The organism is Gaoshiqia sediminis, from assembly GCF_025907915.1.
Lineage (GTDB): Bacteria > Bacteroidota > Bacteroidia > Bacteroidales > Prolixibacteraceae > Gaoshiqia > Gaoshiqia sediminis.
In genome coordinates this window covers 78,620-93,162 of sequence record NZ_JAPAAF010000001.1, presented here as the reverse complement: position 1 = coordinate 93,162, position 14,543 = coordinate 78,620, and the positions used below count along the sequence as shown (strand labels likewise).

Sequence of the window (14,543 nt, the reverse complement as noted above, 5' to 3'; positions counted from 1 at the left end):
TCGATACACGCTACTCACTACTTGCCAGGCAAGGCAAACCAAAACGTGGCGCCCTGGTTAACTTCACCTTCGGCCCAAACACGTCCGCCATGCCGGTGAACAATACGCTGAATGATGGCCAGCCCCACGCCCGTACCGGCAAAATCATCATCGCTGTGCAGCCGTTGAAACACGCCAAACAGCTTGTCCTTGTAGCGCGGATCAAATCCGGCGCCATGGTCTTTCACAAAATAAACAACTTCACTGTCCGATTCGTTCGCCCCGATTTCAATTTTCCTGACTACCGATTTGGAACTGTATTTCAGCGCGTTTGCAATCAGGTTTTGCCACACCTGCTTCAATAGGTTATAGTCGCCCTGCACTTCCGGCAGTTCTTCAACTACCAGCTCAAAATCTCTCTTTTCGGTTTCTGTGGCAATTTCCTCAAATACCGACCCGGCAAGTTTGGTCATGTTGATGGCCGATACGCGCACATCCGTGCGCGAGATGCGCGACAGGTTCAGCATGTCGGTAATGAGCCGGTCCATTTTATTGGCGTTCTCGCGAATAACCGTCAGAAAACGTTTTCCTTCCTCATCCAGTTGCTCGGCATAATCCTCCAGCAAGAATTCGGAGTAGCCGTTGATGGCGCGCAGGGGAGAGCGCAGGTCGTGCGATACGGAATACGAAAAAGCGTCCAGCTCCTGGTTCGACTGCTCCAGTTTGCGGCGCTCTTCTTTCAGCTCCAGGGTTACTTCATTCAGATCTTCTACCATATACAGCAGAGCTTGCTGACTTTTATTCAACTTCCGGATTTGCTCTTCCAACTGGGCAGTGCGCTCATTCACTTGCTCTTCCAGGCTGTCTTTCAATGCCCGCAGTTCAGACTCGGCCCTTTTGCGCTCGGTGATATCCCAAAAAGTAACCACCGTTCCCAAGATGTCATCTCCCTGCCGGATGGGATACGAGAAATATTCCACCTGAAAAGACGTATGGTCAGAGCGCCAGAACACCTCATCATCCACATGGGTGCCTTCCCCTTCATGTAAAGCTTGGTAAACCCGGCAGTCATCCCGATGAAATTTCCGCCCATCAGGATGAGTATGATGAATCAGGTCGTGCATGTTGCGGCCAATCACTTCCTGCTCGCCGGCATACCCCAGTGCTTGCAGGGCCGATTGATTCATAAAAGTGCAGTTCCCCGAATGATCGACGCCGTAAATTCCCTCAGCAGTTGAATTGAGCAACAGACGAATTTCTGCTTCCTTTTCCTTTAACAGCGATTGTTGTTGCTGAAGTTCCTCCCAGGTATTTTTATGCCTGACCACCTCTTCTTCCAAATGACGGGTACGCCGCTTCACCTCTTTGCGCAAAAAGACAATCCACAGCAGGAACATCACCAGCAACAGCGGCACAAATACCCACAGGGCTACCCGTACCTTATCGGCAGTGGATATCCTTTCTTTGATAACCGGGCCAAACCATTTGTGATGAAGATCGTTAAATGTCCCGTTAGCCATGACAATCGAAAGCCCTTCGTTCAGGCGGGACAGCAAGGCCTCATTACCCTCCTGTACTGCAAAGCAAAATTCGATGCGAAAACCGGGCAGCTGAACATCCAGGGGAACGACGTTTTTAAGCTTCAAGCGATCGATCAGCTTCAGCCCAATCACCCATTGGGTAATAACCGCGTCGGCCTCGCCAATAGCCAGCTTCTGAAATGCCTCATCGAAGGTGGTGGTCGTATAGATGAAATCGCTAACCTTTTCGCGCCTGACAAATTCCTCGGCGTTATCGCCCCCCATCACAAATACCTTCTTGTTCTTTAAGTCGGCCAAGGAATGAATGCCGGGATGATCTTTTCGCACAAAGATAGCCCCGTGCAGTGTCAGGTACGGAACGGTGAAATCGTAGATCGGCTCCCGTTCAGGTGTTCGTCCAACAATCGGCAGCGCATCCACTTTTCCTTCAGCCAAATATTTTTTGATGGCCAACCAGGGGCCAACCTGAATGTTTACGTCCAAACCAACGGCTTCGGCGCTGGCCCGAAACAGTTCAACAGCAAACCCGATGGGCTGATTGTTCTCATCCAGCAAACAGTAAGGCGGATAGTCGGGTTCCGAAGCCAGCAAAATCGTGTCGGTACTCGTACCTGCCGGATCTGCCGAACCGTTGAGATTGGCAAAACCCTGGAGTGCTGTTGAAAGCACCAGCAAAACCAGTAACAAAAATCGGCTACAGCTACACATGCCTGCCTCCTTTCAGCTTTAGCAGTTCATCGCGCAGCTCCTTGATTCGGAATTCCCGTTCAATAGTGGCATCGTGAAAACGCTGCAGTTCATTCACCCGTTCCTGTAATTCGCTGGTTTTTTCGGCCACCTGATGTTCCAACTCCTCTGTCAGCTTCCGAAGTGCATCTTCCATCTGCTTACGTTTTGTAATATCGGTCATGATCACAAAATTCAGTTCCCCGGTCGAAGCCAGCCGGAACTCAACCTGACGGACGGTCTCATCCTTACAGGTAACCGGGAACTCCATGGGGGCAACCCTCTGCCGGCTGTCCCGGGCTTGCTGAATGGCCTGGTCCCACTGCTGTCTGATTTCGTTTCGCAAGCTCCCATCGGGGTACACCAACGACCACCAGGTATCGGCAGAGGGGAGATCTTCCCGGGTATAGCCAACAATTTCGGTAAAACGCTGATTGGCAAACACCGTACGCTGCTCACGGTCGGAAATGACAATGCCAACCGGCGCCGAGCCGGCCAGCAAACGAAAACGCAACTCACTGTTGCGGAGCGCCTGCTCGGCTTGATGCCGCTCGGTGATGTCTTTCACAAACGAAAAGGACATCAGCTTATCGTTATACCGGAAGTAATTGACTGTGACTTCCACCGGGAATTCCGTGCCATCCTTTCGCCGGTGCAAAGAGCTGATGGTATTGCTTCCCTGTTCCCGGATTTTGGCCCGGTGCTCCTGAAACGACTGAAGGTTAAACGTTGGTTCAATATCGAACAACGAGCTGCCCGTCAATTCGTCCACCGTATAGCCGAGGTTGTCAGCCGCATATTGGTTTATATAAACGATTGCGCCATCTTCTTCCACCTGGAAAACGCCAATCCGGGCATGATCAATGCCAAACTGAGTGGTTTCGAGCCGGAGTTCGGCCTCCTTGCGCCGGGTGATGTCCTGTACCGTGCCATAACCAAAAACAGGCTTCCGGCCCTCTCCTTCTCCCTCAAAATTGATTTTGGTAAAGATATCCAGCCAATGCACTGAACCGTCCTGATGGACCACCCGGTATTGAATATTGGTTTCCCCGCTGCTCCCGGGTTGAATCACCCGGGCCATTTCGGATTGCAAACGAGCAACATCCTCCGGATGAATATGGCCGATCACCTCTGCCAGGCTTACATTTCCGGCATCGAATCCGTAAAACACCCGGGCCCGCTCATCCAAATAGACCTGGTCGCTCAGGATATCATGCCTCCATACTCCAAGATCAGCGGCATCATAGGCTAGTGTCAATAAATCGGTTGCCTCGTTCAAACGAATTTCGGCCATTTTCTTCTCATGGATATCCGAATGGGTCCCAATCATCCGGATCGGGATGCCCGTCAAATCATGCGCGACCACTTTCCCCCGGTCAAGGATCCACTTATAGTTCCCGTCTTTACATTTCAGGCGGTGCTCATTCTGGTAAACCGGTGTTTCCCCCGACAAATGTTTCTGAATGTCGATCAGGGCCCGCTCTAAATCATCCGGATGGACACGTTTCCGCCATTCGGAAAAGTCGTTTTTCAATTCCTCGGGCTGATGATAGCCCAGCATTTCCTTCCATTGGTCCGAGAAGAAAACCTCATTGGTTTGCAGGTTCCAGTCCCACACGCCATCGCCTGAGCCCTCGAGGGCAAACTGCCAGCGTTCCTCACTTTCTTTGAGCGCTTTTTCGGATTGCTTGCGTAAGGAAACGTCGCGCACAAATACCAGAGAACTGTTTTTCCCTTCGTAAACAATGGGCTCTCCGGCTGTTTCCACCCAAACCTCCGAATCATCCATCCGCAAAAATCGAAGCTCCAACAATTCGTGTACTGGCTGGCGCCCTTCGTTTAACTGGCGGATCCGCTCCCGGATAACGGCATGATAGTCGGGATGAAAGCGCTCCATCACGGGCTGGCCAATCAGCTGGCCGGGCGATGGGATACCAAAAAGGCGGCAGGCTGCCGGGTTCAGGTAGGCAAATTTCATTTCGGATTGAATGAAAATGGGATCAGGGGCATTCTCAACCATAGCCCGGAAACGTTCTTCATTCAGGCGAAGCTCATGTTCTATTTTCTTTCGTTCGGTGATGACTTCCGTGTACAACACAATCCCGCCGATTTCATCCTCTCCTTTATACCAGGGACGGCAAATCCACCTGACATAATCCAGGCTGCCATCATGCCGCTCATACAAATCCTCCTCCGATTCCAAAATTTCGCCTTGCAACACCCGGGCATGAATATCCTTCCATTTTTGCGGAACATCCGGGAAAACCGCGTAATGGTGTTTCCCGATGATATCCGTATCCTTCAGCCGGTAATCGTTCAAATAGCGTTCGCTTACAAAAACATAACGCAGATCTTTATCGAGTACCGAAATCGCATTCGGGTCGTGTTTGATGATGTATTGCATCAGATTTTGCCAGTGCATCAATTCATCCTGCATCTTTTTCTGCCGCGTAACATCCCTGATGATACCAATAAATCCCTCGATTTCACCTTCCCTGTTTCTTAAATAAAACACATTGGTTTCACCGGGAAAGACTTCACCGTTTCTCTTCCTGTAGGAAACGGTAAGGATGAAATTGGGATTATCCTTGTTTAGCCTGATCTTTCGCCCCATTTCTTCATATTCCTCCTGATCCTTGTACAGATAACCGGTTCCCTTTCCGGTAATATCACTCTCCGTGTATCCGAACAATTCGGTGAATGCCGGATTGCACCGAACAATCTTTCGGTCAATGTCGGCCACGACGATCGAATCACGAATCGAATTGAACAAGTTCTTATGCTTGGTTTCGCTGTTCCGAATCTGTTCCTGCATCTGATAGGCCTCCGTCACATCGCGGAAGACAATCACCGCTCCGGTAACCTGTCCCTGTTCATCCAGAATGGGCGCCCCGGAATCAGCGATATGGCAAGACGTCCCATCTTTGGAAATCAATCTGGTATGATTTGCCAGGCCAACTACCCGACCGGTTTCCAGCACTGTAGCAACCGGGTTGCCAACCGGCTGACCTGTCCGGGCATGTACAATATGAAAAAAGTCGGTCAGGGCTTTGCCTTTCACTTCGGCAAAAGTCCAGCCGGTAAGCTTCTCGGCCTGCGGATTCATGCGAACTACCCTCCCCCGCATGTCGGTGGCAATAACGGCATCGGCTATCGAATTCAGCGTGATGCGCAGGTTTTCTTCACTTTCGCGCAGGGCATTTTCGGTTTCTTTCAAACTACTGATGTCCTCCAGAAAGCCTTCCAGCCACTCCTCACCGCCAGCCCCCGTCATGCGGCGGCCACGCTCCCAAACCCATTTTGTCGCCCCCTGTCTGGTGATCATCCGGTATTCGAGCGTAAAAGGCCGGTTCCTGTCCAATGCTTCGCGAATCTCGCTCCACACCCGGTCCCGGTCGTCGGGATGAATAATGGAAGCGTAGGTTCGGGTACGGTTTCCCATAAAGTCGGATGCCGGATAGCCGCTGATCTCTTCTATGGCATCACTGATATAATCCATGGTCCAGTTCGTATCGATCCGGCACCGGTAAACCACCCCGTTCAGGTTGTCAATCAGGGTGTGTAAGTCAGGCTCATTCTTGCGCATATCAGGCGTTCCCTCCGTCTTCATCAAAAAAAAGTTAAACACCCCAAAATAGGAAAAAAATACGAGCCACTGTGTATGTTTTACAAGAAACTTGAACCAGACCATCTCCCTATCTTCTGTATATCTTCTGTGTATATTCTGTATTTCTTCTGTATCTTTATATACGGAAGATACGTTTAAGAAACACAGTAAAAACTTTTAATACTTGGACTTGGTATGGCTAAGATAAATGAAGGAATCCTGGGCTCGGTATCGGGGAAGCTCGGTCCGGTAGTCGTGGTCAAACGGGGCGACACCACCTATATCCGGACGGCCCCCACGTATAAGCCCGATTCGTGGTCGGAGCGGCAAGTGCAGCACCGGCAGCGATTTAAGGCCGTGAGCGCCTTTTGCCGCCAGCATCAGCAAACGCTAATCCGGCCGATTTGGAATAACCTGGAAGGGCGCAGCAGCGGTTATCAGCGGTTTCTGAAAGCCAACATGCCGGCCTTTGGCCCGGGCGGCATTCTGGAAGACCTATCGCTGCTGCATGTGGCGGATGGCACGCTGAACCTTCCGTTTAAGCTGAATGTCAGGCTGGCGGAACAAGATCCGGCCCGGGTGGAGGTAAGCTGGCACAACGGCGATTTTCCGTCGAAACAAGGGTTGGATGACGAACTTCTGTTTGTGACCGTTTCCGGAAATGAGCTGAAAGGACCTTTTGTCAGCAGTATCAAACGTGCCCAGGCTGGTGGTATCCTGACACTTCAGTCAGAGGCGTTGCCCTGCGAGGGGCTGTTTGTTTTCTTTGCGGCCCCTGACCGAAAAAGTTATTCGCCCGACCGCTTTTTCCCGCTTGGACAGGCATTTGTACGTCGCTGAGTTTCCCGCCAGGACATACAGCAGCACTAAGCGAACTCACGAAGACGATTTCCGCCAGGAATCTCCTCATCAAAGCCATGTTCACTCTCAGGAAACGCTTCGCAGCCAGCTGAACCTTCGTATGCCCAAGCGGTTCGTAATCCGGGACCTACCTCTGATCCTGGCTGAGTTCGTTGTGCGTGTCCGGGGCAGATATCATTACCACCCCCAGCCTTTCCGGTAAGTGTGCTTCACCATTTCGCGGGCAAACTCCAGCGCGTTTACCTTCGTTGTTTCGGTTTTAAACTGAGGCAGCATTTTTATTTTTTTATACTGGTGACTGGTAATCAGCTCCACCTCTTCGGAGGGTGAAATGTTGGTGAAAACCATATTCCCGCCATCCCAGGCCAGTTCGCGCTCCAAGCCTTGCAGGCGGATAGCCAGGTTGCCCATGACCACTGTCTCGGTCAGCGGACCGGCATATTCGAAATTAGAACAGGCCTCCATCCGGTTTTCCGGGCTTTCCTTGCAGGCACGTACCCAATCCATTTCGTGCAGTCCGCCCCCCAGCCGATCGGGCACAATACGGGGAATTGTTTTCTCCGGCAATTTATAATCCAGGTCGAAGGGCAATACCTTAAACCCGTTGCCGTAATAGCCACTGATAATCTTTCCTTTGGTGCCGATAAACAAGTTCATGCCGCCCCAGTCGCCCATTTTCACTCCGGCAGGAAGTTCTACCGGCCGGCCGGGCATGATGCCGCCATCGCTCCAGATCAGCTTCAGGGCCGGCATATCGCCGCGCCCCGGAAACGTATATTCCACACGCGAGGCCTGCGGGGCGCTCTCGGTATTTACCACCGTACTGCTGGCTTGCACGGCCGTGGGGTATTTCAGTTTCAAAGCGAAGAAAGGCACATCCATCACATGGCAGCCCATGTCGCCCAAGGCGCCCGTGCCAAAGTCCCACCAAGCTCGCCAACTCCACGGATGATAGGCTTCGTGATACGGACGTTTTGGCGCAGGCCCCAAAAACAAATCCCAGTCGAGCGTTTTCGGAACAGCCTGCTTATCGGTGGGACGTTCCAACCCCTGCGGCCAAATCGGACGGTTAGTGGTGGCGTACACCTCCGTTACATCGCCGATAACGCCGCTCCAAATCAGCTCGGCAACCTGGCGTACCTCTTCCTGCGAATGCCCTTCATTGCCCATCTGGGTGGCCACTTTATAATTTCGGGCAGCTTCGGTCAGCTGGCGGGCTTCCCAAACCGAATGAGTCAGCGGCTTTTGCACATACACGTGCTTGCCCAGCTGCATCGCCCACATGGCGGCCACCGCATGGGTATGGTCGGGCGTGGCAATCACCACGGCATCAATATCTTTTTGCTGTTCCAGCATCACCCGGAAATCCTGATACTGCTTTGCCCGTGGATATTTCTTAAATACAGGACGGGCATATTCCCAATCCACATCGCACAGGGCCACCATATTTTGGCCGGGCATATTGGCCAGGTTTTCCCAGCCTTTGCCGCCCACTCCGATTCCGGCAATATTCAGTTTATCACTGGGGGCAACATGGCCCAACCCCGAAACAGCATAACTGGGCAGGATGGTAAAAACACTTGCCGCGGTTCCGGCAACGCCCAGAAAATGACGCCTGGACATGTTGGTGGGTGAAGCTGGTTTCTTCATAACAATCCGATTTTAGGTCAACGCAGCAGCGCTGTTTGGCTATTCCTGATCACTTTAATTTCAGGACATGCAGGGCTCAAAACACGACAACAAACAGCTTGCTCCATTAAATTTAATCATATTAAAAAAAATCGACAGCCGTGGATGTACTCAAAATCAGAAAACATTTCCTAAAGCATCCCAATCGAAGAAAGAGACATGCCATTCAGCGGGATGAATGTTTGCCTGTCATCTCTTCCGAAGCAGTTACCGGAAAGAAAAAGGCAACTTCCTGCGCCGAATTGGGTTTGGCTTATTAAATTTGGCCTTCTAAAAAACAGACATTTATGATGACCGAGAAATTTCCTTCCCGCTTGCTGGAGAACGCTGTGAACGAGTTTGCAAAGCTCCCCGGCATCGGAAGGAAAACCGCCCTTCGCCTGGTGCTTCACCTGCTGAAACAGGATGTGGCCGATGTGGAAATATTCGGGCACAGTATCATCCAGGCACGCACGGAGATCAAGCATTGCAAAATCTGCCACAACATCTCCGATGGTGACATCTGCAACATCTGTAGCCAGCCCGACCGCCTTCCCGAGATCATTTGTGTGGTGGAAAACATCCGCGATGTGATGGCCATTGAGAATACCCGCCAATTTACAGGTCTGTACCATGTACTGGGGGGCATCATTTCACCCATGGACGGGGTGGGCCCGGCCGATCTGGAAATTAACTCGCTGATCGAACGGGTGCGGAGCGGAAATGTCGCCGAAGTAATTTTGGCCCTGAGCACCACCATGGAAGGCGACACCACCAACTTCTTTTTATACAAAAAGCTAAAAGATTTTAACGTCAGGATATCCACCCTCGCACGGGGAGTTTCGGTGGGAGATGAGCTGGAATATGCCGACGAACTCACCCTGGGGCGCTCCATAAAAAACAGGCTCGACTTTGAAAGCTCCCTAAGCCAATAAACCAACCGCCCATGAAGCTTTCGGTCATCCTGGTCAACTACAACGTCCGATATTTTTTGGAGCAGTGCCTGCATTCGGTCCGAAAAGCCTGTACTGCCCTTGATGCGGAAGTGTTCGTGGTGGACAACAACTCGGTGGACGGCTCGTGCCAGCTGGTTCGTGAGAAGTTTCCAGAGGTTATCCTGATCGAAAATCACGACAACAAAGGCTTTTCAATAGCCAATAACCAAGCCATCCGACAGGCAAAAGGGGAATACGTGCTGCTGCTCAACCCCGACACAGTAGTGGAAGAAGACTGCTTCGCGAAATGTGTGGCCTTTATGGACAACCACCCGGAAGCCGGTGCGCTCGGAGTAAAAATGATCGACGGCAAGGGCCGGCTGCTGCCCGAATCCAAACGCGCGCTGCCCACCCCCTTGGTGGCCTTCTACAAGATCTTTGGCTTTTCAAGACTTTTCCCGAAATCCAAACAGTTTGCGCGCTATCACCTGGGGCATCTTCACCCCGACCACACCCATGAGGTGGATGTTTTGGCCGGAGCTTTCATGTTGCTGCGAAAAAAAACGCTGGATACGGTTGGCCTGCTCGATGAAGCTTTTTTCATGTACGGTGAAGATATCGATCTGTCGTACCGCATCACCCAAGCCGGTTACAAAAACTATTATTTCCCGGAAACGACCATCATCCACTACAAAGGTGAAAGCACCAAAAAGGGCAGTCTCAACTATGTCCGGCTATTCTACCAGGCCATGATCATCTTTGCACGGAAACATTTCTCCAAAGAACAGGCTGGTTTGTTTTCCCTTCTGATCCGGCTGGCCATTTATTTCCGGGCGCTGCTGTCGATCACCCAACGCGTTGTGAGCGCCGCCTTTTTCCCGGTGCTGGATGCAACGATCATTTATGCAGGTTACCGGCTGCTTGTTCCCTGGTGGGAAAATTACCGCTTTGAGCCGGGCCACTTCCCGCCTGCGTTTTTGCAATACGTAGTTCCTGTCTATCTCCTAAGCTGGCTGATCGGCATTCGGCTGGCCGGTGGTTACCGGAAGCCCGTCAAGCCATTCAGGGTTTGGCATGGCCTGGCATGGGGCACCCTGGGCATTCTGCTGTTTTATTCGCTGGCAGACGAAAGCTGGCGGTTTTCTCGTGCCCTGATCCTGCTGGGGGCGGCGTGGGCTTTTGCTGCCCTGTGGGCCGTCCGGCTACTACTCGGCAGCATTCCGGTTGAACCTTTCCGGCTGGCAACCCGGCGCAACAAGAAGGTGGCCGTAGTAGCCCGACAAGCCGAGAGCACCCGCATCACCCACATCCTGAACGACCTTCGACTGCCTATCGAGCTAGCCGGGACGATCTATCCAAACGCTGACAGCCACCCGGATAATTACCTGGGAAACTTATCGCATTTACAGGAAATTGTTACCGTTCACGATTTGGACGAACTGATTTTTAGCGCCTCCGATCTTCCCTCCAGCGAAATCATCGGCTGCATGTTGAAGCTGGCCAATAGGCAGGTGGCCTACAAAATTGCCCCGCCCGAAAGCTTGTCGATTATTGGCAGCAATTCGGCAGAAACGGCCGGCGACCTGTATGTGGTGCAGCTGAATGCCATTTCGACCCCCAAAAACAAACGGCACAAACGCCTGCTCGACCTGGGACTGTCGGCGCTTTTCCTGGTCACGTTCCCGGCAACTTACTGGATTGTCAGGGAAAAATCGGCTTTCCTTTCGAATATCATCCAGGTTCTTTTCAACCAAAAAACCTGGGTAGGATATGCTTCAGCAGAAAACCTGGCGGGCACTTTGCCACCGCTGAAACCCGGTGTTATAAACCCGGCCAGCCACTTGTCCCCTCTTCTTTCGTCCGAAAAAAAGTTGGCGCTCGATCTGGATTATGCAAGAAATTATCGGATCTTGAAAGACGTGAAGATCATTTTTAATAACTTGAAAAACCCGAAAACATGAATACAGCATCGTTGACATACGGACAAGTACGGTTTCGTCCGCTGGAGCCCGAAGACCTGGAAGTATTATACCTTTGGGAAAACGACCCGGCCATTTGGAAAGTGAGCAACACGCTGGCGCCGTTTTCACGCTTCATCCTGAAGCAATATATTCAGGAATCGCACCGCGACATTTTTGAGGCCAAGCAACTTCGGCTGATCATCGAAAACCGGGCCGGGAAAGCGGTTGGCGCCATCGACCTGTTCGATTTTGAGCCGTTCCACCAACGGGCCGGATTGGGCATCCTGATCTACGATCCGGCCGACCGCGGCAAAGGACTGGCTACCGATTCACTGCAACTCATGATTCGCTATGCCGGTGAAACACTCGGGCTGCATCAACTTTACGCCAACATAGCTGCCGACAATCCGGGCAGTGTCCAGCTGTTTGAGAAAGCCGGTTTTCAACTTAGCGGAACAAAAACAGACTGGCTGAAAACCCCTGATGGATGGATGGACGAAATGATCTATCAGAAAATACTTTAGCTAATCACTTCAGAATAAAACCTGTAGCCATGTTACCTGACAAGAAATTGAATCTGTAATTACGTGACAGCCAATATAAAGAGAAACCACCTGCGGAGAAAAAACCCTTCATTCTCATTAAATATGCGGTGATTAATTCGTATATTTGCCGCAAAGAGATTTGCTTAATATGGCAAAATATATCTATCAGTACGAACAATGGCCCCATTTCTCTTGGGATGATAAAGAAATAAATGGGATTTTAGGAAAAGTTCGTCATTTGCAAGGAAAGATTTTGGGGCAGATGGCATCTTTGGGATTCTCAATACGGGAAGAAGCGCTCCTCTCTACTTTAACAATCGATGTTTTAAAATCATCCGAAATTGAAGGTGAAACATTGAACTATGAGCAAGTATGTTCCTCCATTGCGAGAAGATTGGGAATGGAATATGCCGGTATGGTGCCCACAACCAGAGATATTGATGGAGTAGTTGAGATGATGTTGAATGCAACACAGAACTTCAAAGAACGACTAAACGAAGAACGACTATTTGGATGGCACGCTGCATTATTTCCAACTGGTTGGAGTGGTATGCACAGGATCGATACCGGGTGCTATCGCAAGAGCGACATGCAGGTGGTTTCTGGCCCTATGGGCAAAGAGAAGATCCATTATCTGGCCCCTTCACCTGAGAGAGTTAAACAAGAAATGGATTTATTCCTGGATTGGTTTAATAGTGAATCAAAACTAGATGCTGTATTGAAGGCAGCGATTGCTCATTTCTGGTTTATAATAATACATCCCTTCGACGATGGTAATGGCCGAATAGCAAGGACACTCTCTGATATGTTATTAGCACGTTCGGAAGATAGTTCTCAAAGATTTTATAGTCTTTCGAACCAGATACTTATTGAGAAAAAGGTTTACTATAAAGTTTTACAAAAAGTACAGCATAGCAGTGGTGATATTACGGAATGGCTAAATTGGTTCTTTGATTGTTTGTATCGTGCATTGAAATCTACGGAACAAACAATGCAGAAAGTACTTCAAAAAGCTGATTTTTGGGACAAACATAAGGATACCCTTTTTAATAGCAGGCAGAGACTTATGCTGAATAAACTATTAGATGGGTTTGATGGCAAACTAAAAACATCGAAATGGGCGAAAATAGCTAAATGCTCAGCAGATACAGCTTTAAGAGACATTAAAGATTTAATTGAAAAAGGTATCTTAAAACAAGAAGAATCAGGAGGACGAAGCACAAATTATGAATTGATTGATTAGCTAATTATCCAATCAGCTCACCAAAAGCCGGGATCTCTTTCAGGAATGAATAGGTTTTTGTGGAAAAATCAATCTGACAGCAATAATGGCTGAGCCCGTTGGAAACAATCACGTAAGGCACCTGGAATTTCATGTTGTAGCGCGCCACCTGATCAAACGTTTCCTGAGTTACCTTCACCGTTGGCGCTTTAAACTCGACCACCAGCAGGGGCTGGCCGGCACGGTCGTACACCAGCAGATCGGCCCGGAACTGGTTTTGGTTCACTTTCAGTCCGCTTTCCAAGGCCATCAGTTGGGCAGGGAAGCCCTTTTCCTCAATCAGGAAACGGACAAAATTCTGACGTACCCACTCTTCGGGGGTCAGCACCAGGAACTTCTTCCGGATCTCGTCAAAGATCCTCAGCTTGCCCGATTCCTGCGTGGTGCGAAATGAATATGTTGGTAAATTTAATTTCGTGAACATAGTATGCCAATACAAAGTTGTATTTTTGTGAAATTCGTTGCGTAAGCCACCCTGTTTCGTTTTGGTCTGGCTGTCCAAAAATGCAAAAAAAAATGCTTCATTCCACGGAAAATGAATGTTGGCTTTTTGCCCCAGGGACAAATTAAAAACCTACCTTCACCAGGAGACGCTTTCGGATGGCAGGTTGCAACCATTTGGGCATATCGGCTTACTGTTTTAAAAACTAAGATTTAGCGACGTGAAAACGAAAAAAGAAATTGTTGACAACTGGCTTCCGCGCTATACCGGGCGCAAGCTGGAAGATTTCGGTGAATATATTTTGCTGACCAATTTTCAGTTGTATGTCGAAATGTTTGCCGAACGGTTTAATGTTCCCGTGATTGGTGAGGACAAAAATATGCCCAATGCATCGGCAGAAGGAATGACTATCATCAACTTTGGCATGGGAAGCCCCAATGCGGCCACCATCATGGACCTGCTCAGTGCCATCATGCCCAAAGCCGTGCTTTTTTTGGGCAAATGCGGCGGATTGAAACCAAAAAACAAACTGGGCGATCTGATCCTCCCCATTGCTGCCATCCGCAGCGATGGAACTTCCAACGATTATCTGCCGCCCGAGATCCCTGCCCTTCCGGCGTTTAACCTGCAACGGGCCGTTTCCACCGCCATTCGCGAAAATAAAATGGACTACTGGACCGGAACGGTTTACACGACCAACAAGCGGGTATGGGAATACGACGAACGTTTCAAAAAATACCTCTATAAAACCCGGGCCATGGCCATCGACATGGAAACGGCCACCATTTTCACCGTCGGCTTCGCCAATCAAATTCCTACTGGCGCCTTGCTGCTGGTGTCGGACCAGCCGATGATTTCGACTGGTATAAAAACAGAGGCCAGCGATAAAAAAGTCACCACCAATTTTGTGGAATTGCACCTGAAAATCGGGATTGACGCCCTGATAGAAATAAAAACGGACGGAAGATCGGTGAAACACCTGAAATTTTAAACACG

Annotated in this window: 11 protein-coding genes; 7 read left to right on the top strand and 4 right to left on the bottom strand. The window is 50.2% G+C overall.

The window, feature by feature from the left end; genetic code table 11:
* Positions 1–17: 17 nt before the first annotated feature.
* Both N2K84_RS00370 and N2K84_RS00365 read right to left on the bottom strand, forming a co-directional pair.
* Positions 18–2,228, bottom strand: coding sequence for a transporter substrate-binding domain-containing protein (locus tag N2K84_RS00370; RefSeq protein ID WP_282589768.1), 2,211 nt, complete (start codon positions 2,226–2,228; stop codon positions 18–20).
* The gene (locus tag N2K84_RS00365; protein ID WP_282589767.1) at positions 2,221–5,856 is read right to left on the bottom strand and encodes a PAS domain S-box protein; all 3,636 of its coding nucleotides are present in this window, start codon (positions 5,854–5,856) and stop codon (positions 2,221–2,223) included. Before N2K84_RS00365 ends, N2K84_RS00370 begins: the two co-directional genes overlap by 8 nt.
* Positions 5,857–6,048: 192 nt before the next feature.
* Between N2K84_RS00365 and N2K84_RS00360 the strand changes: the two genes are divergently transcribed.
* Positions 6,049–6,693, top strand: coding sequence for a hypothetical protein (locus tag N2K84_RS00360; RefSeq protein WP_282589766.1), 645 nt, complete (start codon positions 6,049–6,051; stop codon positions 6,691–6,693).
* A 198-nt stretch (positions 6,694–6,891) separates the two neighbouring features.
* Here the strand turns inward: N2K84_RS00360 and N2K84_RS00355 are convergent, their stop codons facing one another.
* Entirely contained in the window at positions 6,892–8,364 is a 1,473-nt protein-coding gene (locus N2K84_RS00355) for a Gfo/Idh/MocA family protein (protein WP_282589765.1), read from the bottom strand.
* Positions 8,365–8,504: 140 nt separating this feature from the next.
* Here N2K84_RS00355 and N2K84_RS00350 point away from each other — a divergent pair, with 140 nt between their 5' ends.
* From N2K84_RS00350 to N2K84_RS00330, 5 genes are all read left to right on the top strand, one after another.
* On the top strand, positions 8,505–8,663 hold the full coding sequence (locus N2K84_RS00350) for a hypothetical protein (protein WP_282589764.1): 159 nt from the start codon (positions 8,505–8,507) through the stop codon (positions 8,661–8,663).
* A gap of 27 nt (positions 8,664–8,690) precedes the next feature.
* Positions 8,691–9,317, top strand: coding sequence for a recombination mediator RecR (gene recR / locus N2K84_RS00345; protein WP_282589763.1), 627 nt, complete (start codon positions 8,691–8,693; stop codon positions 9,315–9,317).
* Between the two features lie 11 nt (positions 9,318–9,328).
* Positions 9,329–11,278, top strand: coding sequence for a glycosyltransferase family 2 protein (locus N2K84_RS00340; protein ID WP_282589762.1), 1,950 nt, complete (start codon positions 9,329–9,331; stop codon positions 11,276–11,278).
* The gene (locus N2K84_RS00335; RefSeq protein WP_282589761.1) at positions 11,275–11,802 is read left to right on the top strand and encodes a GNAT family N-acetyltransferase; all 528 of its coding nucleotides are present in this window, start codon (positions 11,275–11,277) and stop codon (positions 11,800–11,802) included. The genes N2K84_RS00340 and N2K84_RS00335 overlap by 4 nt, the downstream gene beginning before the upstream one ends.
* 169 nt (positions 11,803–11,971) lie before the next feature.
* Positions 11,972–13,066 (top strand): Fic family protein, encoded by a 1,095-nt coding sequence (locus tag N2K84_RS00330; protein ID WP_282589760.1) that lies wholly within the window; start codon positions 11,972–11,974, stop codon positions 13,064–13,066.
* Between the two features lie 4 nt (positions 13,067–13,070).
* Here N2K84_RS00330 and N2K84_RS00325 read toward each other — a convergent pair whose 3' ends face one another.
* Complete coding sequence (locus N2K84_RS00325) at positions 13,071–13,529, bottom strand: type I restriction enzyme HsdR N-terminal domain-containing protein (RefSeq protein WP_282589759.1); 459 nt, start codon at positions 13,527–13,529, stop codon at positions 13,071–13,073.
* A 238-nt stretch (positions 13,530–13,767) separates the two neighbouring features.
* On the opposite strand from N2K84_RS00325, the gene N2K84_RS00320 reads away from it, so the two are divergent.
* Positions 13,768–14,538, top strand: a complete 771-nt coding sequence (locus N2K84_RS00320; protein ID WP_282589758.1) for an AMP nucleosidase — start codon at positions 13,768–13,770, stop codon at positions 14,536–14,538.
* Positions 14,539–14,543: the final 5 nt, after the last annotated feature.

Coding starts and splice junctions, on each gene's coding strand:
- N2K84_RS00370 (WP_282589768.1), bottom strand. CDS start 2,228: ATGTGTAGCTGTAGCCGATTTTTGTTACTGGTTTTGCTGGTGCTTTCA.
- N2K84_RS00365 (WP_282589767.1), bottom strand. CDS start 5,856: ATGAAGACGGAGGGAACGCCTGATATGCGCAAGAATGAGCCTGACTTA.
- N2K84_RS00360 (WP_282589766.1), top strand. CDS start 6,049: ATGGCTAAGATAAATGAAGGAATCCTGGGCTCGGTATCGGGGAAGCTC.
- N2K84_RS00355 (WP_282589765.1), bottom strand. CDS start 8,364: ATGAAGAAACCAGCTTCACCCACCAACATGTCCAGGCGTCATTTTCTG.
- recR (WP_282589763.1), top strand. CDS start 8,691: ATGATGACCGAGAAATTTCCTTCCCGCTTGCTGGAGAACGCTGTGAAC.
- N2K84_RS00340 (WP_282589762.1), top strand. CDS start 9,329: ATGAAGCTTTCGGTCATCCTGGTCAACTACAACGTCCGATATTTTTTG.
- N2K84_RS00335 (WP_282589761.1), top strand. CDS start 11,275: ATGAATACAGCATCGTTGACATACGGACAAGTACGGTTTCGTCCGCTG.
- N2K84_RS00330 (WP_282589760.1), top strand. CDS start 11,972: ATGGCAAAATATATCTATCAGTACGAACAATGGCCCCATTTCTCTTGG.
- N2K84_RS00325 (WP_282589759.1), bottom strand. CDS start 13,529: ATGTTCACGAAATTAAATTTACCAACATATTCATTTCGCACCACGCAG.